Origin of the sequence: Frateuria sp., from assembly GCF_035944355.1 — a bacterium.
In the GTDB taxonomy this organism is placed as follows: Bacteria; Pseudomonadota; Gammaproteobacteria; order Xanthomonadales; family Rhodanobacteraceae; genus Frateuria_A.
This window is the reverse complement of the sequence record NZ_DASZBH010000016.1, coordinates 353,945-374,946: the sequence shown is the minus strand read 5'-3', so window position 1 is coordinate 374,946 and position 21,002 is coordinate 353,945. Positions and strand designations below refer to the sequence as shown.

At 68.7% G+C, this 21,002-nt stretch carries 20 protein-coding genes; 9 read left to right on the top strand and 11 right to left on the bottom strand.

The features are described from left to right. Positions 1–226: 226 nt before the first annotated feature. Complete coding sequence (gene tal / locus VGU03_RS14660) at positions 227–1,180, top strand: transaldolase (protein ID WP_327481764.1); 954 nt, start codon at positions 227–229, stop codon at positions 1,178–1,180. Between the two features lie 135 nt (positions 1,181–1,315). On the opposite strand, the gene rpoH is transcribed toward tal, so the two are convergent. Continuing rightward, positions 1,316–2,167 carry an RNA polymerase sigma factor RpoH gene (rpoH, locus tag VGU03_RS14655; RefSeq protein ID WP_327481762.1) on the bottom strand — a complete coding sequence of 284 codons (852 nt, stop codon included), beginning with the start codon at positions 2,165–2,167 and terminating at the stop codon, positions 1,316–1,318. A 367-nt stretch (positions 2,168–2,534) separates the two neighbouring features. Between rpoH and VGU03_RS14650 the strand changes: the two genes are divergently transcribed. Further along, the gene (locus VGU03_RS14650) at positions 2,535–3,209 is read left to right on the top strand and encodes a Fe2+-dependent dioxygenase (RefSeq protein ID WP_327481760.1); all 675 of its coding nucleotides are present in this window, start codon (positions 2,535–2,537) and stop codon (positions 3,207–3,209) included. A 12-nt stretch (positions 3,210–3,221) separates the two neighbouring features. Here the strand turns inward: VGU03_RS14650 and ung are convergent, their stop codons facing one another. The 5 genes from ung to VGU03_RS14625 form a co-directional block, all read right to left on the bottom strand. Continuing rightward, the gene (ung, locus tag VGU03_RS14645; RefSeq protein ID WP_327481758.1) at positions 3,222–3,938 is read right to left on the bottom strand and encodes a uracil-DNA glycosylase; all 717 of its coding nucleotides are present in this window, start codon (positions 3,936–3,938) and stop codon (positions 3,222–3,224) included. After that, on the bottom strand, positions 3,935–4,777 hold the full coding sequence (locus VGU03_RS14640; protein WP_327481756.1) for a response regulator: 843 nt from the start codon (positions 4,775–4,777) through the stop codon (positions 3,935–3,937). Before VGU03_RS14640 ends, ung begins: the two co-directional genes overlap by 4 nt. Positions 4,778–4,890: 113 nt before the next feature. Beyond that, a complete protein-coding gene (gene ftsX, locus VGU03_RS14635; protein WP_327481754.1) occupies positions 4,891–5,862 on the bottom strand; it encodes a permease-like cell division protein FtsX in 972 nt (323 codons plus the stop codon). Next, positions 5,859–6,536: a cell division ATP-binding protein FtsE gene (ftsE, locus tag VGU03_RS14630; protein WP_327481752.1), complete on the bottom strand. Its 678-nt coding sequence runs from the start codon at positions 6,534–6,536 to the stop codon at positions 5,859–5,861. The genes ftsX and ftsE overlap by 4 nt, the downstream gene beginning before the upstream one ends. A 244-nt stretch (positions 6,537–6,780) precedes the next feature. After that, complete coding sequence (locus VGU03_RS14625; RefSeq protein WP_327481750.1) at positions 6,781–8,484, bottom strand: DEAD/DEAH box helicase; 1,704 nt, start codon at positions 8,482–8,484, stop codon at positions 6,781–6,783. Positions 8,485–8,912: 428 nt separating this feature from the next. On the opposite strand from VGU03_RS14625, the gene trxA reads away from it, so the two are divergent. The 4 genes from trxA to VGU03_RS14605 all read left to right on the top strand — a co-directional run bounded on the left by trxA (position 8,913) and on the right by VGU03_RS14605 (position 13,542). Beyond that, complete coding sequence (gene trxA / locus VGU03_RS14620; RefSeq protein ID WP_327482128.1) at positions 8,913–9,242, top strand: thioredoxin TrxA; 330 nt, start codon at positions 8,913–8,915, stop codon at positions 9,240–9,242. Positions 9,243–9,400: 158 nt separating this feature from the next. Further along, a complete protein-coding gene (gene rho / locus VGU03_RS14615; protein ID WP_327481748.1) occupies positions 9,401–11,173 on the top strand; it encodes a transcription termination factor Rho in 1,773 nt (590 codons plus the stop codon). 107 nt (positions 11,174–11,280) lie between these two features. Beyond that, positions 11,281–12,024 carry a hypothetical protein gene (locus VGU03_RS14610; protein ID WP_327481746.1) on the top strand — a complete coding sequence of 248 codons (744 nt, stop codon included), beginning with the start codon at positions 11,281–11,283 and terminating at the stop codon, positions 12,022–12,024. A gap of 150 nt (positions 12,025–12,174) precedes the next feature. Then, positions 12,175–13,542 (top strand): glutamate--cysteine ligase, encoded by a 1,368-nt coding sequence (locus VGU03_RS14605; RefSeq protein ID WP_327481744.1) that lies wholly within the window; start codon positions 12,175–12,177, stop codon positions 13,540–13,542. Positions 13,543–13,638: 96 nt separating this feature from the next. Here VGU03_RS14605 and dcp read toward each other — a convergent pair whose 3' ends face one another. The 4 genes from dcp to VGU03_RS14585 form a co-directional block, all read right to left on the bottom strand. Next, on the bottom strand, positions 13,639–15,840 hold the full coding sequence (gene dcp / locus VGU03_RS14600; RefSeq protein WP_327481742.1) for a peptidyl-dipeptidase Dcp: 2,202 nt from the start codon (positions 15,838–15,840) through the stop codon (positions 13,639–13,641). Between the two features lie 113 nt (positions 15,841–15,953). Then, on the bottom strand, positions 15,954–16,304 hold the full coding sequence (locus VGU03_RS14595) for a hypothetical protein (RefSeq protein WP_327481740.1): 351 nt from the start codon (positions 16,302–16,304) through the stop codon (positions 15,954–15,956). Between the two features lie 69 nt (positions 16,305–16,373). Continuing rightward, a complete protein-coding gene (bioD, locus tag VGU03_RS14590) occupies positions 16,374–17,045 on the bottom strand; it encodes a dethiobiotin synthase (RefSeq protein WP_327481738.1) in 672 nt (223 codons plus the stop codon). Continuing rightward, positions 17,042–17,725 (bottom strand): TMEM175 family protein, encoded by a 684-nt coding sequence (locus VGU03_RS14585; protein WP_327481736.1) that lies wholly within the window; start codon positions 17,723–17,725, stop codon positions 17,042–17,044. Before VGU03_RS14585 ends, bioD begins: the two co-directional genes overlap by 4 nt. Positions 17,726–17,789: 64 nt before the next feature. Between VGU03_RS14585 and VGU03_RS14580 the strand changes: the two genes are divergently transcribed. After that, positions 17,790–18,278, top strand: a complete 489-nt coding sequence (locus VGU03_RS14580; protein ID WP_327481735.1) for a GAF domain-containing protein — start codon at positions 17,790–17,792, stop codon at positions 18,276–18,278. A 22-nt stretch (positions 18,279–18,300) separates the two neighbouring features. On the opposite strand, the gene yihA is transcribed toward VGU03_RS14580, so the two are convergent. Continuing rightward, positions 18,301–18,936 carry a ribosome biogenesis GTP-binding protein YihA/YsxC gene (yihA, locus tag VGU03_RS14575; RefSeq protein WP_327481734.1) on the bottom strand — a complete coding sequence of 212 codons (636 nt, stop codon included), beginning with the start codon at positions 18,934–18,936 and terminating at the stop codon, positions 18,301–18,303. A gap of 395 nt (positions 18,937–19,331) precedes the next feature. On the opposite strand from yihA, the gene VGU03_RS14570 reads away from it, so the two are divergent. Then, complete coding sequence (locus VGU03_RS14570; protein WP_414655970.1) at positions 19,332–19,925, top strand: c-type cytochrome; 594 nt, start codon at positions 19,332–19,334, stop codon at positions 19,923–19,925. 71 nt (positions 19,926–19,996) lie between these two features. Continuing rightward, positions 19,997–20,878: a thiol:disulfide interchange protein DsbA/DsbL gene (locus VGU03_RS14565; RefSeq protein ID WP_327481732.1), complete on the top strand. Its 882-nt coding sequence runs from the start codon at positions 19,997–19,999 to the stop codon at positions 20,876–20,878. Positions 20,879–21,002: the final 124 nt, after the last annotated feature.

Here is a 21,002-nt window from a genome sequence, read left to right as displayed (position 1 = left end):
GGCACAATTCGGGCGGTCGGCTGTCGGGCCCGCCCGCATGGTGGGCATGGCTGGTCGCCCACATCTACTTCCTGATCGGCTTCCATAACCGGTTGGTGGTGCTGCTGGACTGGGCCTATCGGACCTGCCAGCGCCACGCCCGCATCGTCAGCGGAACCGACGCCGATGCTTCTCCGCCCGCGCAGGAGCGCTCCTCCTAACGTTTCCCAAGCTTCCGGATCCCAACGTGCCTTCCCAACTCGAACAACTGCGCCAGTACACCACCGTGGTCGCCGATACCGGCGACATCGAGGCGATCGCCCGCTACAAGCCGGTCGACGCCACCACCAATCCCTCGCTGCTGCTCAAGGTCGTCACGCAGAGCGCGTATGCGCCGCTGCTCGAGGAAACGCTCGACTGGGCGCGCGCGCGCAGCCGTTCGCGCGAACAGCAGCTGGTGGACGCCGGCGACCATCTGGCGGTGGCGGTCGGGCGCAAGATTCTGGAGCTGGTCCCCGGGCGGGTCTCCACCGAGGTGGACGCGCGGTTGTCGTTCGACACCGACGCCAGCATCGCCAAGGCCGAGCGGCTCATCGGCCTGTACGAGGATGCCGGCGTCAAGCGCGACCGCGTGCTGATCAAGCTGGCCACCACGTGGGAGGGCGTGCGCGCCGCACGCGAGCTCGAACGGCGCGGCATCCAGTGCAACATGACCCTGCTGTTCGCCTTCGAGCAGGCGGTCGCCAGCGCCGAGGCGGGCGTGTTCCTGATCTCGCCCTTCGTCGGCCGCATCATGGACTGGTATGTCGCCAATACCGGTGTGAAGCAGTACGCGCCCGACGAAGATCCGGGCGTGCAGTCGGTGCGCCGGATCTACCAGTACTACAAGACCCACGGCTACAAGACCGTGGTGATGGGCGCCAGCTTTCGCAACGTGGGTCAGATCCAGGCCCTGGCCGGTTGCGATCGGCTGACCATCAGCCCCGACCTGCTCAAGGAGCTGGAAGCCTCCAGCGAGGACCTGCCGCGCCGCCTCGCGGCGGACGGCACCCGTACCGAACGCCCGCCGGCGATGGACGAGGCGCGTTTCCGCTGGGGCATGAACGAAGACGCGATGGCCAGCGATAAGCTGTCCGACGGCATCCGCAAGTTCGCCGCGGACCAGCGGCAGCTGGAGAAACTGCTGGCCGAGCGGCTCTGAGCTTTGCTCCCTGCTCTTCCTCGAGGGAGAGATAGGGAGAGATAGGGAGAGAGAGACAGAGAGCAGAGTCAACAAAAGAAGGCGGCCCCACGAGGGGGCCGCCGCTGTCGTTACATGAAGCGCGTTCCCTAGACCCTAGAACAGGGCGCGCATCTTCTTCATCGCGTTGGCCTCGACCTGGCGGATGCGCTCGGCCGACACGCCGTACTCGTCAGCCAGGTCCTGCAGCGTGGCCTTGTTCTCGTTGAGCCAACGTCGCTGGATGATGTCGCGCGAGCGTTCGTCGAGCCTGGCCAGCGCCGTGGAGAGCGTGTCCATCTGGTTGTCGGCCTGGTCGGCATCGGCCACGTTTTCGTACGGATCGGCGCCATCGTCGACCAGGAACGCCTCGGGTGCGGGCTTGGCGTCGTCATCGGCGTCGGCGGGCGCCTCGAAACCGATGTCGCGGCCGGACAGGCGCGATTCCATCTCGCGCACGGTCGCCTCCGGCACGCCGAGGTCCTTGGCCACCACGCGCACTTCCTCGGCGTTCATCCAGCCCAGGCGCTTCTTGCTTTTGCGGAGGTTGAAGAACAGCTTGCGCTGCGCCTTGGTGGTGGCGACCTTCACGATGCGCCAGTTGCGCAGGATGAATTCGTGCATCTCGGCGCGGATCCAGTGCACCGCGAAACTGACCAGGCGAACGCCCTGGTCGGGATCGAAGCGCTTGACCGCCTTCATCAGGCCGATGTTGCCTTCCTGGATGAGGTCGCCCAGTTGCAGGCCGTAGCCCGAATAACCACGGGCCACGTGCACCACGAATCGCAGATGCGACATCACCAGCTTCTTGGCCGAGTCGAGGTCGTTTTCCTCGTTGAAGCGGCGCGCCAGCGCCTGCTCCTCGTCGTGGCTGAGCACCGGAATGCGGTGCACCGCAGAGATGTAGGCATCCAGACTGCCAACGACGCTGGGGATCGGCAGGTTGGCGGTCACCAAGGCTTGGGACATTTGGAACCTCCGGTAAGTAAATCGCAGCTTAGCACTCCACTGTTGAGAGTGCTAAAGAGTCGAGAAGTTCGGCTGCGGGATTTATTGTACCGAATCGTACAGCAATATGGGCGGCATTGCCAGCCCCGCCGTTCGGTCATGCGCCCATTGTTCATACCGGCGATCTATCGACCGTGAACTGACGGGCCGCGTCTGTCGAGCAGGCTCGCGACAGCTGCAGTGGATCGCCGCCCGGCGGTACGGACGGCGGCGCCCGGTCGCCGCGGCAATGCCAATCATGCGTATGGGCCCATGCCGCTCACTATACTCAGCGGAATGCACGGCTCTTTTCTGCCGCACGACCTTCCGACCTCCAGGGGACATCGCCTTGATTCTGTGTATTCCGAACGTCCTGGCCGCCGATGAGCTGCAGGTGCTGCAGGCCGAGCTCAAGGGCGCCGCGTTCGTCGATGGCGCCACGACGGCCGGCTGGTCGGCACGCGAGGTGAAGAAGAACCTGCAGGTCAACCTCGACAGCAACCGGTTGCCCGCGATGCAGGACATCGTGCGCAATGCCTTCCTGCGCAACGGCATGCTGCAGACGGCACTGTTGCCGGCGGCGATGTCGCAGGTGCTGTTCAACCGGTACGACGTGGGCATGCAGTACGGCCCCCATGTCGACGCCCCGGTCATGGGAGGCATGGGCAGCGCCGTCCGCAGCGACGTGGCGATCACGGTTTTCCTTTCCGACCCGCGCTCGTACAACGGCGGCGAGCTGGTGGTGCACACCTTGGGCATGGGTGGCGAGTTCAAGCTGGAAGCAGGCGCCGCCATCGCCTACCCGGCCAATACCCTGCATCACGTGGCACCAGTCACCCAGGGAACGCGGCATGCCGCGATCATCTGGGTGCAAAGCCAGGTGCGCGATCCGGCCCGGCGCGAAGTGCTGTGGGACCTGGACAACGCCAAGCGGCACGTCTTCGGCCGCGAGGGCAAGAGCGCCACCTTCGATGCCATCAGCAAGTCCCATGCGAACCTGCTGCGCATGTGGACGGAGATCTAGCGTCCGGGCGCGTCAGCCCTGCAAGGTTGCGCGCGGCGGCAGGGACCAGTCGATCGGCGTCTGCCCGCGGCTTTCCAGGTAGCGGTTGGCGGCGGAAAAGTGCCCATTGCCGATGAAGCCGCGGTGCGCCGACAACGGCGAGGGATGGACCGAACTCAACACCAGGTGCCGGTGCGGGTCGACCAGCTTGCCCTTGCGCTGCGCATAGGCGCCCCAGAGCATGAAGACCAGCCCCTCGCGCTCGCGGTTGAGCGCCTCGATGGCGGCGTCGGTAAAGCCCTCCCAGCCCTTGTTCTGGTGCGCGCCGGCACGGCCCTGCTCGACCGTCATGACGCTGTTGAGCAGCAGGACGCCCTGGTCGGCCCAGGACGTCAGGCAGCCGTGGCCGGGGCGTGGAAGGCCCAGGTCGCGCTCGATCTCGGCAAAGATGTTCTGCAGCGACGGCGGCACCGGCACGCCCGGCCGCACCGAGAAACACAGGCCGTGCGCCTGGCCGGGGCCGTGGTAGGGATCCTGACCCAGGATCACCACGCGCACGGCGTCGAAGGGGGTATGGGCAAAAGCGTTGAAAATCTCCGGCCCGGGCGGATAGAGCACCTTGCCGGCGCGCTTTTCGCTACGCAGGAATTCCGCCAGCGCGCGCATCTGGGGCTGTTCGAGGATCCCGCCCAGGCGCGCCTTCCACGAGGGCTCCAGGCGGATCCGCTCGGCTTCGGCGAGCTCGCTCACGACGCGTCCTGGTTCCGCGTGCGCAGGTGCTTGGCCACCCGCAACTGGAACAGCAGCTTGGTCACCAGCAGCTTCTCCTCCACCGGTTTCTCGACCAGGTCGTTCGCCCCGGCGCGCAGCAGCGCAGCCTGGTTGGCCGGATTCTCGTCACCGGTCATCACCAGCACCGGCAGCTGGCCCTTGCCGTAGCCGAACTGGGTGCGGATGCGCTCGAGCAGGTCGCCGCCGGTGAGCTCGCCCTTCAGGCTGACATCGGTGAGCACCACGTCGGCGCCGATCTGGCCCTGCGCGCGATCGGTCTCCAGCATGGCCAGGGCATCCTCCACGCTGACCACGTGGCGCACGGTCAGGCCGATCTTCTCCAGCATGCGGCGGGTGGCCAGCGCGACCACGCGGCTGTCCTCCACGTACAGCACGGTGCCCTCGGCGGTGGCCTCCGGCCGCACGTAGCCGCGGATGAAGTCGGCCAGGGCCTGGAAGCCCAGCGCCTTGTCGAAATAGTCGGTGACGTGCTCGCCCAGGGTGCGCTTGTGCAGGCGGGTGTCGACGTCGCCGGAGACGACCACGATGGGCACGTAGGCCTGTGCGGACTCGCGCACGTGGCGGGCCAGCTCGAGTCCGTCCATGTCGGGCAGGCGCAGCGCGATGGTGATGAAGTCGAACGGCCCCTGGCCGAGCAGCTCGCGCGCCTCGGCGCCGCTGCCGCAGCCGACCAGCTCGGCTTCCGGCAACTCGGCCTGCAGCACGCGGGCGATCAACTGACGCACCACCTTGGAGCCGTCGACCACCAGCACCCGCGGAGCGGTGCCGGCGCTGCGGCCGCCGATGCCTGCATTCATGCCCCACCCATCCACATCGAATACCCCATCGTGCGCCCCGCGCGCACGCCGGCGCTATCTTGCATCATCGTGCCGGCGCCGGTTGCGAAGGCGGTCACCCGCGCAACGATCCATCAGGCTGCCTGGCGCAGCTGCCAGGCACTGACCAGCCGGGCGCCGAGCCAGCCGAGCGCGGCCGCCGCCAGCGGCGCGGCCAGCAGCAGCCACCAGGGCAACGCGCCGAGCGTCAACGCTCCGCCATAGGCGCGATCGAGCTCGGCGGCGGGGCCTGCCAACGCCAGTTCGATCGCCAACGCCAGCAGCGAGGCCAGCACGCCGCCGATCAGGCCATACCAGATGCCGGCGTAGAGATAGGGCCGCCGCACGAAGGCGCGGCTGGCGCCGACCAGCAGCAGCACGCCGATCTCCTCGCTGCGGCTGGCGATGTCGGTACGCACGGTGTTGCCGACCACCAGCAACGCCGCCAGCGCGAGCAGGCCGGCGAGCACCAGCACCACGCGGTGGCCCATGCCCAGCAGCGCATCGAGCCGCTGCCGCCACTGGCCGCTGTCCTGCACCAGGTCGACCGCACGTTCGCTACGCAGCGATTGGACCAGCGCATCGACCGCTGGCGCATCCAGCCCGGCCTGGGGTTGCACCACCAGAACCCACGGCAACGGATTGGCGTCGTCCAGCGCGTGCACCGCTCCGGAGAAACCCTGCAGGGCGGCCAGCTCGTCCAGACCCTGCTGCGGCGTCTTGATGGTCACAGCGGCCACCCCGCTGCGGCCGCGCAGCTCGCCGGCCAGCAGATTGGCCTGCGCGCCCGCCTGGTCGGCCTTGAGGAACACGCTGATCGCCGGGTTGCGGCCCAGGGCGTTGCCCATCGATTGCACGTTGGCCAGCAGCAGGTAGAAGGCCAGCGGCAAGGCCAGCGCCAGGCCCAGCACGGCCACGGTCATCAGCGTGCCGAGCGGGCGGGCGCCGAGCCGGCGCAGGCTCGCCACCGCGCTCCAGCCGTGGTGTTCGCGCCAGCCGCCGAAACGGCGCGCCTGGCTGCGCTCGCTGCGCGGAGCGGTCTTGTCCGTCACGGCCGGCGCGTTCACAGCACCTCCTCCGCCGCGATGTCGGCGACCAGCCGGCCATGGTCGAGCACCACCACGCGCTTGTGCATGCGCTTGATCAGCGGCAGATCGTGGCTGGCGACCAGCACGGTGGTACCCAGCTCCTGGAACTCGGCGAACAGCCCCATGATCTCGACCGCCAGCTGGGGATCGAGGTTGCCGGTCGGCTCGTCGGCGATCAGCACGGCCGGACGCGCCACGATGGCGCGCGCGATGCCCACGCGCTGCTGCTCGCCGGTGGAGAGCGAATCGGGCAACTGGCGCTCGTAGGACAACAGGCCGACCTTCTCCAGCGCCGCGCGCACGCGGCGGCTGCGCTCGGCCGGCGCGATGCCGCCGATCATCAGCGGCAGCTCGACATTGGCGAACACCGAGCGGTCCATCAGCAGGCGATGGTCCTGGAACACCATGCCCAGGCGGCGGCGCAGCTTAGGGATGCCGCCGCGCCCGACCTTGGCCAGGGCTTGCCCGTCGACCACGATCTGCCCGTGCGAGGGGCGCTCGATCAGGGCGATCAGCTTGAGCAGTGTGCTCTTGCCGGCGCCGGAATGGCCGGTGACGAAGGCCATCTCGCCGGCCGCCACCTCGAAGGACAATTGCGAGAGCGCCTCGTGGCCGCCCTCGTAGCGTTTGCTCACCTGGTCGAAGCGGATCACCGCATCTGGCCCCTTATCCCGCACCAGCGGCAAGGATAAGGGATGCCGCGGTGGTTGGTGCCATGCACGTGCGGAATCCACGTGTTTCGCAGATCAAGCTCCCTCGCCGCTCCGGGTAGAGGGCCGGGTGGGGGATGCCCTTGCGGAAGAGCCACGTCGAAACATAGTCCTGATCGAGCCCACCGGGGGCGCCGCCCCTTCGGGGCACCTTCTCCCTGGAGGGGGAGAAGGATCAAAGGCACGCTCAGCGGCCGGTGAACAGGCGCGTGAGGCGGCGGAAGAAGCCCGGTTTCTTGGCCGGCTCGTTCACGCCCGACTGCACCGCCACCTGGCGCGAGGGCCGCGACGGGGCGGCCGCGGCGCGTTCGCGCGGCGGCTTGCGCTCACCGTGCGGCGTGCGGTTTTCGATCGGAGCCTGCACCTGCGGCGCCGCGTTTTCGCCGCCCTCGCGGCGACGGCCGCGGCCGCCGCGGCGACGGCGACGCTTGTGCGCGCCCTCGCCACCTTCCTGCGCCGGGCCACCGGCCGGCGCAGCCGCATCGACGGCCACCACACCCGGTTGCGGCTCGGTCGCCGCGGCGATTTCGCCCTCCGCACGCGGCGGGCGTGGCGCGCGGCCTTCGCGCGGACCACGTTCGCCACCGCGCCCGCCTTGGCGCGAACCGCTGCGCGGGCCCTTGCGCTCGTCGCCGCGCGGCTCGACCTTGTCGCCGAACTGCGCGCTGTCAGCCGCCGCGTCCGCGGCGAACTGCGGATCGACCGCGCGCGGCTTGGGCATGATCAGCATGTCCGGCTCGACCGTCGCCACCGGGATCTTCTGCCCGATGTAGACCTCGATCTCGGGCAGGCTCATCGCGTAAAGGTCGCAGGCGAAGCTCACCGCGTCGCCCTCGGCGCCCAGGCGCGCGGTGCGGCCGATGCGGTGGACGTAGTCCTCGGCGTCCTGCGGCAGGTCGTAGTTGAAGACGTGGCTGACCGCCGGGATGTGCAGGCCGCGCGCGGCCACGTCGGTGCACACCAGCATGTCGAGCTGGCCGTCCTGGAAGCGCTGCAGCAGCTTCTGGCGCTTGAGCTGCGGCACGTCGCCGGACAGCGCGCCGACGCGGTAACCCTGGCGCTTGACGCGCTCGGTGATGCGCTCGGCGGCGGCCTTGGTGTTGACGAAGACGATGCTGCGGCTGGGCTTTTCCCGCTCCAGCAGGTTGAGCAGCAGCGGCATCTTTTCTTCCTTGGCCGGGAAGTAGACGACCTGGCGCACCTTGTCGGCGGTGACGTTGTCGGTTTCCACCACCAGCTTTTCGGCCTCGTGCATGTGCTCGTAGGCGAGTTCCAGCACGCGGTGGCTGAGCGTGGCCGAGTACAGCAGCACCTGGCGCTGCTCGCGCGCCGGCAGGCGGCGGAAGATGAAGCGCACGTCCTTGATGAACCCTAGGTCGAACATGCGGTCGGCTTCGTCGACCACCATCACCTCGACGCCGTTGAAACCGAAAACCTGCTGCTTGTAGTAGTCGAGCAGGCGGCCGGGCGTGGCGATGATGATGTCGCAGCCGTCCTTGAGCTGCTGGCGCTGCTTGTCGTAGTCGACGCCGCCATAGATCAGCGCGGTCTTCAGGCCCGTGTAGCGGCCGACGTTCCGCGCATCCTTGTCAATCTGGATGGCCAGCTCGCGGGTCGGCGCGATGATCAGCGCGCGGGGGTCGGAGTCCTTGCGCTCGGCCACCGCCGGCTGGGTCAGCAGGCGGTTCATCAGCGAGACGAGGAAGGCGCAGGTCTTGCCGGTGCCGGTCTGCGCCTGGCCGGCGACGTCGCGGCCGGTCAGCGCCACCGGCAGGGTCAGCGCCTGGATCGGCGTGCAGCGGGTGAAGCCGGCCTCGGCGAGGCCTTGCTGCAACAGCGGGTGGAGGTCGAAGTTGGTAAAGAAGGTGTCGGTCAGTACGGTTTGGGACATGGAGTCATCAGAAGTGGGGTGCGGGCCACGAAGCGGGCCCGGCTCCGCGGCCAGGCAGGCGCGGAACGGTTGAAGGTTGCGGGGCGGCCGACCGCGCGTGCGCCCTGCCGATCCGTCGGGACCGGTCCGGCGCGCGCACCGTCGCTCAACTCCGCCGGTGGAAGCCTGCGACCGACGGTCCCGCTGGCATAGGCGAACGGGCCGGCGCGGCCGATCCGCTCGCCTATGACAACGGAACCCTCCGTCGCCGCCCTTGAATCGCTTGAATCGCGACCCGAGTTACGCTGGAATGGAGGCCTGCCGCAACGGCAAATCCCCGCAGTCTTCCGGTTGGAGCCCGCGCAACATGGGCGCCCCAGTGTAGCCGATGCACGTAGCCGGTGCCGGCTGCGCGGTCCCGGCCCCTTTCCACGCAACCCACGGAGATCCTGGTGAGCGACCTGATCACCCACGTCAACGACGATGCCTTCCAGAAGGAAGTGCTCGAGTCCGACACGCCTGTCCTGCTCGATTTCTGGGCCGAATGGTGCGGCCCGTGCAAGGCCATCGCGCCCATGCTGGACGAACTGGCCAAGCAGTACGAGGGCAAGCTACGCATCGTCAAGCTGAACATCGACGAGAACCAGAAGACCCCCCGTACCTACGGCGTGCGCGGCATTCCCACGCTGATGGTGTTCAAGCACGGCAAGGTCGAGGCGACCCAGATCGGCGCCGTCAGCAAGGGCCAGCTCGCCCAGATGATCGACAAGACGCTCTGAGGCGTCCTCCCCTGCCGCGCGCTTTACGGCGCCGCGCGGCGGGTGCTAGATTTCCCGAACGACCGAAAGGGGCGGTCCGCTTCGCCCCTCCCGCGCGTACCGCGCGACGCTCGTCCTCCCTCCTGTTTCCTCAACGGCGCCCCCAACGAGGTTTGCCCGTGTCCGATATCGAAACCCAAGACCCGTCCGACGCCAAGCGCGCCGAGCCCAAGAGCGCGGACGCGCCGCGCACCCGCGCGCCGCGCAAAACCGCCGCCGACAAGGCCGCCGCCCCGGGGCCCAGCCCGGCGCCGGCCGCTGCCGCACCGCCTGCTCCGGCAGCCGCGCCCGCGGCATCGGCTCCTGCCCCTGCCCCGGCACCACCCGCACCCGCGCAGGCCAACCTGCCGATCGAACCAGGCGACCATGGCCAGCGGGTCGGGCAGGAATCGCGCGAGGGCGGCCAGGGCGGCAACGGCCAGCAAGGCAACGCCGGCAACGAGCGCCGCAATGACCGCAACGAGCGCGACGGCCGCGGCCGCCGGCGCCGCCATGAGCGCGGCCAGCGTCCCCAAGGGGGACCGGGTGGTGGCCAGGGCGGCGGCGGCAACCAGGGCCAGCCCAACCGCAACAACCCGCGCGGCCTGCCCGAGGACGACGAGAACGCCGACGCCGGCAGCAGCGACCGCCTGATCAACCTCACCGAGCTCAAGCGCAAGAACGCGATCCAGCTGCTGGAGTTCGCCGAATCGCTGGGCATCCAGGAAGGCGTGGCGCGCGCGCGCAAGCAGGACGTGATCTTCTCGATCCTCAAGGCGCACGCCCGCTCCGGCGGCGGCATCTGGGCCGAGGGCGTGCTGGAGATCCTGCAGGACGGCTTCGGCTTCCTGCGCTCGGCGGACGAGTCCTACCTGGCCGGCCCGGACGACATCTACGTCAGCCCCAGCCAGATCCGCCGCTTCAACCTGCGCACCGGCGACTACATCACCGGGCGCGTGCGCCATCCGAAGGAAGGTGAGCGCTACTTCGCGATGCTCAAGGTCGACGACATCAACGGCGATCCGCCGGAGGCGTCGAAGAACAAGATGCTGTTCGAGAACCTGACGCCGCTGTTCCCGCGCAAGGCGTTCCATCTCGAGCGCGGCAACGGTTCGACCGAGGACATCACCGGCCGCATCCTGGACCTGGTCGCGCCGATCGGCCGCGGCCAGCGTGGCCTGATCGTCTCGCAGCCGAAGTCCGGCAAGACGATGATGCTGCAGAACATCGCCCAGTCGATCCAGTACAACCATCCCGACGTGCACCTGATCATGCTGCTGATCGACGAGCGCCCGGAGGAGGTGACCGAGATCGCACGCACCGTGCGCGCCGAGGTCATCAGCTCGACGTTCGACGAACCGGCGGTGCGCCACGTGCAGGTCGCCGAGATGGTGATCGAGCGCGCCAAGCGCCTGGTCGAGCACAAGCGCGACGTGGTGATCCTGCTCGATTCGATCACCCGCCTGGCGCGCGCCTACAACACCGTGGTGCCGAGCTCCGGCAAGGTGCTCACCGGCGGCGTCGACGCCAACGCGCTGCAGCGGCCCAAGCGCTTCTTCGGCGCCGCGCGCAACGTCGAGGAAGGCGGTTCGCTGACCATCATCGCCACCGCGCTGACCGACACCGGCAGCAAGATGGACGAGGTGATCTACGAGGAGTTCAAGGGCACCGGCAACATGGAAGTGCACTTGTCCCGCCGCATTTCCGAAAAGCGCGTCTATCCGGCGATCGACATCAACCGTTCCGGCACCCGCCGCGAGGATCTGCTGATCGATCCCGATCTCCTGGCGAAAATCTGGATCCTGCGCAAGCTGCTGCATCCGATGGACGAGCTGGCGGCGATGGAGTTCATGCTCGACAAGATGAAGAACACCAAGACCAACGACGAGTTCTTCAACTCGATGAAACGCTGAATACGCGACGTCCTGAAGAGGCCGGCCCTGTGCCGGCCTTTTTCATGGGCGCTTGCCGCCCGACCGAACTTCCGTTGGAATCCGTCTCTCTCAATGGAGACGCACGGATGCCCGGTCGCGCGGTCTTGCTGGTCCTGGGGTTGCTGTCCGCTCCCTTGCTGCATGCCGCCGGCCTGCCCGTGGCACCCGAGCCTTGCCGCGAGGCAACGCAGACGGGACGCCAGGCGTATCTGCACGGCGCAATGGACGTATCGCCGCAGATCGCACAACTGCTGGTCGACGCCATCGACGGCCGCTTGTCCGAGGTACGGTCGGGCCTGCGTCGGCTGCCCGCGGCCGAGCAGCCGCGATGGCGACAGGCGGCGATGCTGACCGCGGTGTATGCCGGCCGGCAGGCCGAAGCGTCGGCGCTGCTGCGCGATGGTGCGGCCATCAACCAGACCGCCTGGCTCCCCGCCTACCGGAGCGCCTTTCTCGCGGGTGCGCTGTCGCCGCAGTTGCAGGTCCTCGCCCATCAGCAACATGACCCGGGCGAGCATGCACGAACCTTCGGCCCGGCACTGGCCGCCGCGGTGAGCTGCGGCGATCAGGCCATGGTCGGCATGCTCCTCGGGCAGGGCGCCGACGCACGCATGCAACCGTCAGCGCCAAACATGGTCGACCTGCTGACCGACGCCACCCTTCAAGGCAACGCCGCCATCGTGGCGCTGCTACTGGATCACGGCGCAACCTCGTGCCACTTCGACCGGCGCGCCCATCTCCACGGCCAGGCTCGATCGCTGGCCGTGCTGGGCAAGCGCGCCGGGCTGCCTGACCGGCTGGCGGTGCGCTTGCGCTGTCCTGCCCGGTAGCGGGGCCATCCACCAGCGCGTCCGGCGCAGCGGACCCGACATTTCACGGGCACCATCCAGAACCCCGACGTACACTATTTCGGCTGGGCCCCCTTTTCGTGGCCCTGTGCGACCCCATAGTGGCCGCTCCCCTCCTGCAAGGCGTCGCCTGTGTCCATACCCAGTGCCGTAAAGAGCACCCCGATCGAGAGCCGCCAGCAGCTGGCCGACTATCTCGCCGCCGGCGAGAAGCCGCGCGAGGACTGGCGCATCGGCACCGAGCACGAGAAGTTCGGCTTCCGCACGGACGATCTGCGGCCGCCTGCCTACGAAGGCGAGCGCGGCATCCGCGCGCTGCTGGAAGGCATCGCGGCGCGCTATGGCTGGGAGATCGCCCGCGAGGGCGAGACGCCGGTGGCGCTGACCCGCGGCAAGGCCAACATCACGCTGGAGCCGGCTGGGCAACTGGAGCTCTCCGGCGCGCCGCTGGAGACCATCCACCAGACCTGTTGCGAGGTGAACGCGCACCTGGAGGAGGTCCGCTCGATCGCCGACGGCCTGGGCCTGGGCTTCCTCGGCATGGGCTTCCAGCCCAAATGGCGCCGCGACGAGATGCCGTGGATGCCCAAGGGCCGCTACAAGATCATGCGCGAATACATGCCCAAGGTCGGCAACTTGGGCCTGGACATGATGACGCGCACCTGCACCGTGCAGGTCAACCTGGATTTCTCCAGCGAAGCGGACATGGTCAAGAAGTTCCGCGCCAGTCTCGCGCTGCAGCCGATCGCCACCGCGCTGTTCGCCGATTCGCCGTTCACCGAAGGCAAGCCCAACGGCTTCCTCTCCTACCGCTCGCAGGTGTGGACCGACACCGATCCGCACCGCACCGGCATGCTCGACTTCGTGTTCGACGAGGGCTTCGGCTACGAGCGTTACGTCGACTACATGCTGGGCGTGCCGATGTACTTCAGCTACCAGGACGGTCGCTACATCGACCTGTCCGGCCAGGATTTCCGGCGCTTCCTGGACGGCCGGCTGGAAGCCGTACCCGGCACCCGCGCCACCATGAAGGATTGGGCCGACCACCTGACCACCGCCTTCCCCGAAGTGCGCCTGAAGCAGTACCTGGAAATGCGCGGAGCCGACGGCGGCCCGTGGAACCGCCTGTGCGCCCTGCCCGCGCTGTGGGTCGGCCTGCTCTACGACGACGAAGCGCTGGATGCGGCGTGGGACCTGGTCAAGGACTTCTCGATGCAGGAGCGCCACGCATTGCGCGATGGCGTGCCCAGGCAGGCGCTGAAGCTGCCGTTCCGCCGCGGCTCGGTGCGCGACCTGGCCCGTGAAACCTTGAAGATCGCCTCCCACGGGCTCAAGCGCCGCGCGCGGCTCAACAAGAACGGCGCCGACGAGGGCATCTTCCTCGAACCGATGATCGAGATCGTCGAAGCCAACCAGACGCCGGCGGAACGCAAGCTCGAACTCTTTCACGGCCCGTGGGGCGGCAGCGTAGACCCGGTGTTCCGCGAGTTCGCCTACTGAGGCGTCAGAGCAGAGACATCCGCCCGGGATCACCGTCGCGCGCGACCTCGGCGCGGGCAGTCAAAAAAAAGGGCCGGCTCGCGCCGGCCCTTTCGCTTACTTCCCGTTGCCCTTGGGCGCTTCCTTCAGCCCGCGGTCGATCAGCATCGGCTCGACGCTCGGGTCCTTGCCGCGCCAGTCCTTGTACATCCTGGCCAGGTCCTCGGTGTTGCCGCGCGAGAGCACCATCTGGCGGAAGCGGTCGCCGTTGGCGCGGGTCAGGCCGCCGTGCTCCTTGAACCACTCGAAGCCGTCGTCGGCCAGCATCTGCGTCCACAGGTAGGCGTAGTAGCCGGCGGCGTAGCCGTTGCCCCAGATGTGCTGGAAGTAGCTGGAACGGTAGCGCGGCGGCACGTAGGGCAGGTTGATCTTGTCCTTGGTAAGCACGTCCATCTCGAACTTGTCGGCGTCCTGCTTGGGCGCGTCGGCCGGCAGGGTGTGCCAGCCCATGTCCAGCAGCGCGGCGGCGACCAGCTCGGTCATGTCGTAGCCCTTGTTGAAGTTGCGCGCCTGCTTGATCTTGTCGACCAGCGCCTGCGGCATGGGCTCGTGCGTCTTGTAGTTGATCGCGTAGTGCGCGAACACCTTCGGATCGGTCGCCCAGTGCTCGTTGAACTGCGAGGGGAACTCGACGAAGTCGCGCGCGGTGTTGGCGCCGGACAGCGAGGGGTACTTGGTGTCGGCGAACATGCCGTGCAGCGCGTGGCCGAACTCGTGGAACATCGTGGTCACGTCGTCGAACGACAGCAGCGCGGGCTGCCCCGGCGCCGGCTTGGTGAAGTTGGCCACGTTGTAGACCACCGGCTTGGTGCCCAGCAGCGTGGATTGCTCGACCAGGTTGCTCATCCAGGCGCCGCCGTTCTTGTTGTCGCGCTTGAAGTAGTCGCAGTAGAACAGCGCCATCGAGGTGCCGTCCTTGTCGAACACTTCGAACACGCGCACGTCCGGCTGATAGACCGGGATGTCGTGGCGCTCCTTGAAGGTCAGCCCGTAGAGCTGGTTGGCCGCATAGAACACGCCGTTCTGCAGCACGTTGTCCAGCTCGAAATACGGCTTGATCTGGTTCTCGTCCAGGTCGTACTTGGCCTTGCGCACCTGCTCGGCGTAATGCTGCCAGTCCCACGCGGCGAGCTTGAAGCCGCCGTGCTGGGCGTCGATCACGTCCTGGATGTCTTTGGCCTCGCGCTGGGCGCGGCCGGTGGCGGCGGGCACCAGGTCCTGCATGAAGGAGATCGCCGTGTCCGGCGTCTTGGCCATCTGGTCCTCGAGCTTCCAGGCCGCGTAGGTCGGGTAGCCCAGCAGCTTGGCCTGGGTCGCGCGGATCTGCGCGAGGCGCTCGATGGTGGCGCGGGTGTCGTTGGCGTCGCCCTTTTCGGCGCGGTCCCATGAGGCCTTGAACAGCGCCTCGCGGGTGCTGCGATCGCCGAGGTCCTGCAGCGCCGGCTGCTGGGTGGTGTTCTGCAGCGGCACGAGCCACTTGCCGTCGAGGTGCCGGCCCTGGGCATCCTTGGCCGCGGCGGCGAGCGCGCCCTCGGAAAGGCCGGCGAGCTTGGCCTTGTCATCGACCACGAGCGCGCCGTCCTTGGTCGCGGCCAGCAGCTTGTTGGTGAACTGCGTGCTGAGGGTGGACTCTTCCTTGTTGAGGTCCTTCAGCTTGGCCTTGTCCGCATCGGATAGCTTGGCGCCGTTGTGCACGAAGTCCTTGTAGGTGACCTCGACCAGGCGCAGCGACTCGGCATCCAGGCCCAGCTTGTCGCGCTGGTCGTAGATCGCCTGGATGCGCTGGAACAGCTTGGGGTTGAGATAGATCGCGTCCTGGTGCGCGGCGAGCCTGGGCGCTTCCTCTTCCTGCACCTTCTGCAGGGCGTCGGAGGTGTTGGCGCCGGTGACCGCATCGAAGGCGAGCATCGCGCGCTTGAGCAGCGCGCCGGCCTTCTCCATCGCCACCAAGGTGTTCTCGAAGGTCGGCGCTGCGGGGTTGTCGGCGATCTTCTCGATCTCGGCCAGGTGCTGGCGCATGCCCTCCTCGATCGCCGGCTGGTAGTCGCCTTCCTTGATCTTGTCGAACGGCGGCGCCTGGAACGGCAGCGTGCTGACGGCGAAGAACGGGTTGGCGGCGTTCACCTCGGCCGTGCTGGCGCCGGCCGCCGGCGCGCTCGCGGCGGGGGCGGGCGTGGACGGGTTGGCTTCGTTGGACGAATGCGAACAGGCGGCCATGGCGATCGAAGTGGCGATCACGAGCAAGCGAAGACGAGGCATCGGGTTCCCCAAGGGTGGCGTCCGCGGCGCGGACGGATGAGTCAAGCGATCGACTCTAACCACACTGGGGCGGGACGTCCAAGGGCTGGAAGACGGACCGCGCGCGCGCCTGCTCAGGCCGCGCGCATGTCGCGCAGCTTCCAGCTCGAGCCGATCAGCCATTCCAGCCGCTGGCGCACCACGCGCATCGGCAGGTCGGTGACCAGGTCCATGTCGACGTGCAGGTCGGCGACCTTGGCGCGTACGGTTGCCTGCGGATCGGTCGCGGCCTGGCTCATGTCGACCTCGTCTGGGTCCGGCTGCTGCGCGCGCCAGCGCTCGAACAGGCCGGTGCCGCGCAGGGCCTCCTGCACCGTCGCGGCCAGGTCGTCCGGACTGCTGCCCTGCCAGGCCAGCGCCGGATCGGCGCCGTGCGCCTGGCGGATGTCATCGACCGAAAGGTAGTAGTGATTGCGGCTGCTCATGCGCGCTCCTGCGAAAGTCCAAGTCGGATGGAAGCATGCGCGGCGTGAAGCCGCTGCCACTTCGGCCCGCTAGTTGAGCGCGGCCAGTTGCAGCCGAGTGGCCGCCTGCGCCGGTGCCAGCCCGTGCGGCAGCACGCCCAGGCAGGGCGCGGGCAGGAGTTCGCGCAAGGTTGCCAGGTTGTCCTCCAGCGCGGCCATCGCCGGATCGATGCGGTTGCCGATCCAGCCGGCCAGGCGGCAGCCGTCAGCCTCGATCGCCCGCGCGCTCAGCAGGGCGTGGTTGAGGCAGCCCAGCCGCAGGCCGACTACCAGCACCACCGGCAGGTTCCACTGCTGCGGGATGGCCGAGGCCAGCAAGCCGGGCGCGAGCGGCACCATCCAGCCGCCGACGCCTTCGACCACCACGGCGTCGTGGCTCGCGCGCAGCGCCTCGAACGCCGCGCGCAATGGGGCCAGTTCGATGGCGACACCCTCCAGCCGCGCCGCCAGGTGCGGCGAGAGCGGCTCGCGCAACGCCACCGGGTTGATCGCCTCGTACGGCAGCGCGTTGCCGCCGGCCGCCTGCAGGGCGAGTGCGTCCTCGTTGCGCAGGCCCTCGGGCGTCTGCAGGCAGCCGCTCGCCACCGGCTTCATGCCGCACACGCCGGGGTAGTGCGCGCGCAGTGCGTGGATCAGCGTGCAGGCCGCGTGGGTCTTGCCGATGCCGGTGTCGGTGCCGGCGATAAACAGTCCCCTGCTCATGCGCGTGCGTGGCGCCGGCGAAAGCGCGCGGTAAGCGGACCGATCAGGAACATGAGGCTGTAGAGCATGCCCGGCAGACCCCACGACAGCGGGGGAGACGAGGCCGGCATCAGCACTGCCAGCAACGCGGATCCCAGCCCCAGCACGGTCGGCACCGTCCATACCAGTCGTTCGCGCTGCGCATCCAGGGGCGAGCGTCCTTCCCGACGTGCGCGACGCGCCGCATGGCCGAACAGCAGTACCAGCGTTCCGGCCATGCACGTGAAGGCGATGCCGTAAACCACGAACAGCGTGCGCACGTCCCGCAGGGAGACCAGCTTGAAATCGCTCGGCAGCACGCCGCCGCTGAAGGTGTTGAACAGGCTGGCGAACATCATGTGCAGCGGGTAGACGAAAATCAGCGCGAAGAACACCAGCAGCAGCGACAGCCAGCGTCCGGTGACGTCGGCCTGCATGCAGCAATGGCGCCAGCGCACGTGGCCGTGCCAGAAGAACATGATGAGCAGGAAGCACACCGCGAAGGCGGGAATGTTGCCGAGGGTCTGCAACAACTCGGCCGTGCCGCGTGGTACGACGTTGCCGCCGATCACCAGCAAGGTCAGGGTGAAGGCGAAGGCGCCATCCACCAGCATGTCCAGCCGGCCGGCTTCGATCCCTTCGCGCTGTTCGGTCAGGCTCATGTTTCCTCCCCGCCCCCCTGGTCGTGCGGCGCATAATACGGGCTTTGTCGCCGGAAGCCGCGCCATGTTCCATCTGTCCACGACCACCTTCGCCAGCAAGCGCGAACACTACGCTGAGCTCGCCAGCCAGGCGCGCGGCCTGCTCGCGGGCGAGCGCGACCTGATCGCCAACGCGGCCAACTTCAGCGCGCTGGTATTCCACAGCCTGCACGATCTCAACTGGGCCGGCTTCTACCTGTTCGACGGCACCGAGTTGGTGGTGGGACCGTTCCAGGGCAAGCCGGCCTGCGTGCGCATCGCGCTGGGCCGTGGCGTGTGTGGCACGGCGGCGCAGACGCGGGAGATCCAGCTGGTGCGCGACGTCAATGCGTTCGAGGGCCACATCGCCTGCGACGCGGCTTCGCAGTCGGAAATCGTGGTGCCGCTGGTGAAGGCCGACGGCTCGCTGCTGGGCGTGTGGGACGTGGACAGCCCGCGCGTGGGCCGCTTCGACGAGGACGATCGCGCCGGCATGGCCGCCCTGTGCGCGGTGTTCATGGCATCGCTTGCCTGAGCCGCCCGCGCCGGGCGGAAGCTCAGCCGCGCGGCGTGCGCAGCAGCCTGAGCACCGCTTCGCGCGCCGGCTCCACGCCGGTGCCGTCGGCCGAGGAAAACACTTGCGCGGTCGCCTGCATGCCGTCGGCGAACCCCTTGCGCACCGCGGCCAGCGCCTGCATCGCCTGGTTGCGCGAGAGCTTGTCCGCCTTGGTCATCAACAGATGGCAGGGCAGCCCGGTCTCGAAGCAGAAGCGGAGCATCAGGCGGTCGAATTCCTTCAGCTCGTGGCGGATGTCGGCGATCAGCACCACGCCGCGCAGGCTCTGGCGGCGGTGCAGGTAGGCGTCGATCTCCTGCTTCCAGTGTTCGCGCAGCTCCTCGGGCACCTTGGCGTAGCCGTAGCCGGGCAGGTCGATCAGCCGTGCGTCCAGCGGCGCCTCTGCGCCTTCGCCCTGCGCCAGCGGCGGCAGCGAGAAAGCGACCATCTGCTGGGTGCGGCCCGGCGTCTTGGAGGTGCGCGCCAGCCCCTTGTGCCCGGTCAGCGCGTTGAGCGCGCTCGACTTGCCGGCGTTGGAGCGGCCGGCGAAGGCCACCTCCGCGCCTTGGTCTGCCGGCAGCTGGCTGATGCGATGGGCGGCCAGCACGAACTGTGCGCCGTTGAGGGGATTGGACATGGAACGGTTTGACCCGGATGCGTGGGCGCAGGGATAATCCCGCGGTTTCTGCCTGCCGCGGGCCATGTTGGCAGCGGTTCGCGGCGGATGTGAGCGGTCTTTCGGGAGACAAGTGTATGAGTTTTCGGTCCGCCGGTTTCCGGCCTGCTGCCTTGAAGGGCATGGTCGCCCTCGTCTTCGCGCTCTCGGTGAGCGTGGTCGTGGCGCAGGAGGCCAAGCCCGCGACGCGCGCGCCCGCCACCGCGGCCGCCGCCAAGCAGAGCAGCCACGCCGGCAAGCCGGCCGTCAGCAGCGCCGCGCCGGCGCCGGCCAACAACGGCCAGCAGGCCGCCGCCACGCCGACCGCGGCTGCCTCCGCCGCGCACCCGGCCGCGCCGGCCGAAGCCACCGCCGCGGTGAAGGCCGGTGACGCCGCCACCGGCCAGGGCAAGGCCGCCGCCTGCGGCGCCTGCCACGGCATGGACGGCAACTCCTCCGACGCGCAGTACCCCAAGCTGGCCGGCCAGAACGAGGCCTACATCGTCCGCCAGCTGACCCACTTCAAGGCTGCCCAGCGGCAGAACCCGATCATGATGGGCATGGCCGCCCCGCTGTCGGAGCAGGACATGCACGACCTGGGCGCCTATTTCGCCAGCAAGCAGTCGCTGCCGGGCGTGGCCGACGCCGCGCTGGTCGAGCAGGGCGAGAAGCTGTTCCGCCAGGGCGACAGCGACCGCGGCATCCCCGCCTGCATGGCGTGCCACAGCATCGACGGCCGCGGCAACCCGGGCGCGGCCTATCCGCAGCTGACCAGCCAGCACGCGCAGTACGTCGAGAAGACGCTCAAGTCCTGGCACGACGGCACCACCTGGGGCGATGACGCGCAGGCCAAGATCATGCCGGCGATCGCCAAGAAGCTGGACGACAAGGACATCGCTGCGCTGGCCAGCTACGTCGAGGGCCTGCACACGGCCGACGGCGCGGCCGCCGCCAAGCCGGCCACGCCCTGATCGATCCACGCACGCCGGCCCTCGCGCCGGCGTGTCCCGTCTCGAAGCCATCGCCCAGCCCGAGGTCCGCCATGCTCAAGCGCCTGCCCATCCTGTGTGCCGCCCTGCTCGCGCTCGCCGCCTGCAGCCACGGCAGCGACAACGGCAGCGCGCCGGCGGCGCCGTCGGCCAGCAGCACGGCCGCGACGGCACCGGCCACGACTCCGGCCTCCACGACCAGCGCCGCGGGCAGCACGGCTCCCGCCGGCGCGGCCAGCGCGCCGGCAAGCGCCGGCAGCTCGGCTGCCGCGTCGCCGGCACCGGCCGCTCCGCCGGCCCAGCCGTTTGTCGACAATGGCAAATGGGTGGAAGGCAAGAACTACTTCCGCATCGAGCCGGCCCAGCCCAAGGCCACCTCCACCGACAAGATCGAGGTGACCGAGGTGTTCTCCTACGGCTGCCCGGCCTGCAACCAGTTCCACCCGATCGTCGAGAAGCTCGCGGCGAGCCTCCCCGCCAACGCGGTGATGGCCTACCTGCCGGCCTCGTTCATCCCGCAGGAGAACTGGCCGATGCTGCAGCGCGCCTACTTTGCGGCCAAGGCGCTGGGCGTGGCCGACAAGGGCAACGACGCGATGTACGACGCGGTGTGGAAGAGCGGCGAACTGTCCGCGATGAACCCCACCGGCACCGGCCTCAAGCCGCAGGACGCGCTGCCCACGATCGAGGACGCCGCGAAGGTCTATGCCAAGTACGGCGCCGATCCCAAGGAATTCGTCGCGGTCGCCAACTCCTTCAGCATCAACACCCAGATGAAGCGGGCCGACGACCTGATCAAGGCATACGGCGTCGCCGGCACGCCGACCATCGTGGTCGACGGCAAGTACCGCTTCGACGTCAGCAGCGCCGGCGGCTACCCGCAGGCGATCGAACTGGCCAACTGGCTGGTGGCCAAGGAAGCGGCCGGCAAGTAAGCCCTTCCCGCGCCCAGCGCGGCGGGAAACGGCGGTTGCGGCGATGCGGGGCGCGCCTGCCCTCCGTTCCCGCGCCGACGAAACTTGCGCCGCCCGCGCGTGGTCCAACCGCGGTTCCCGCCCG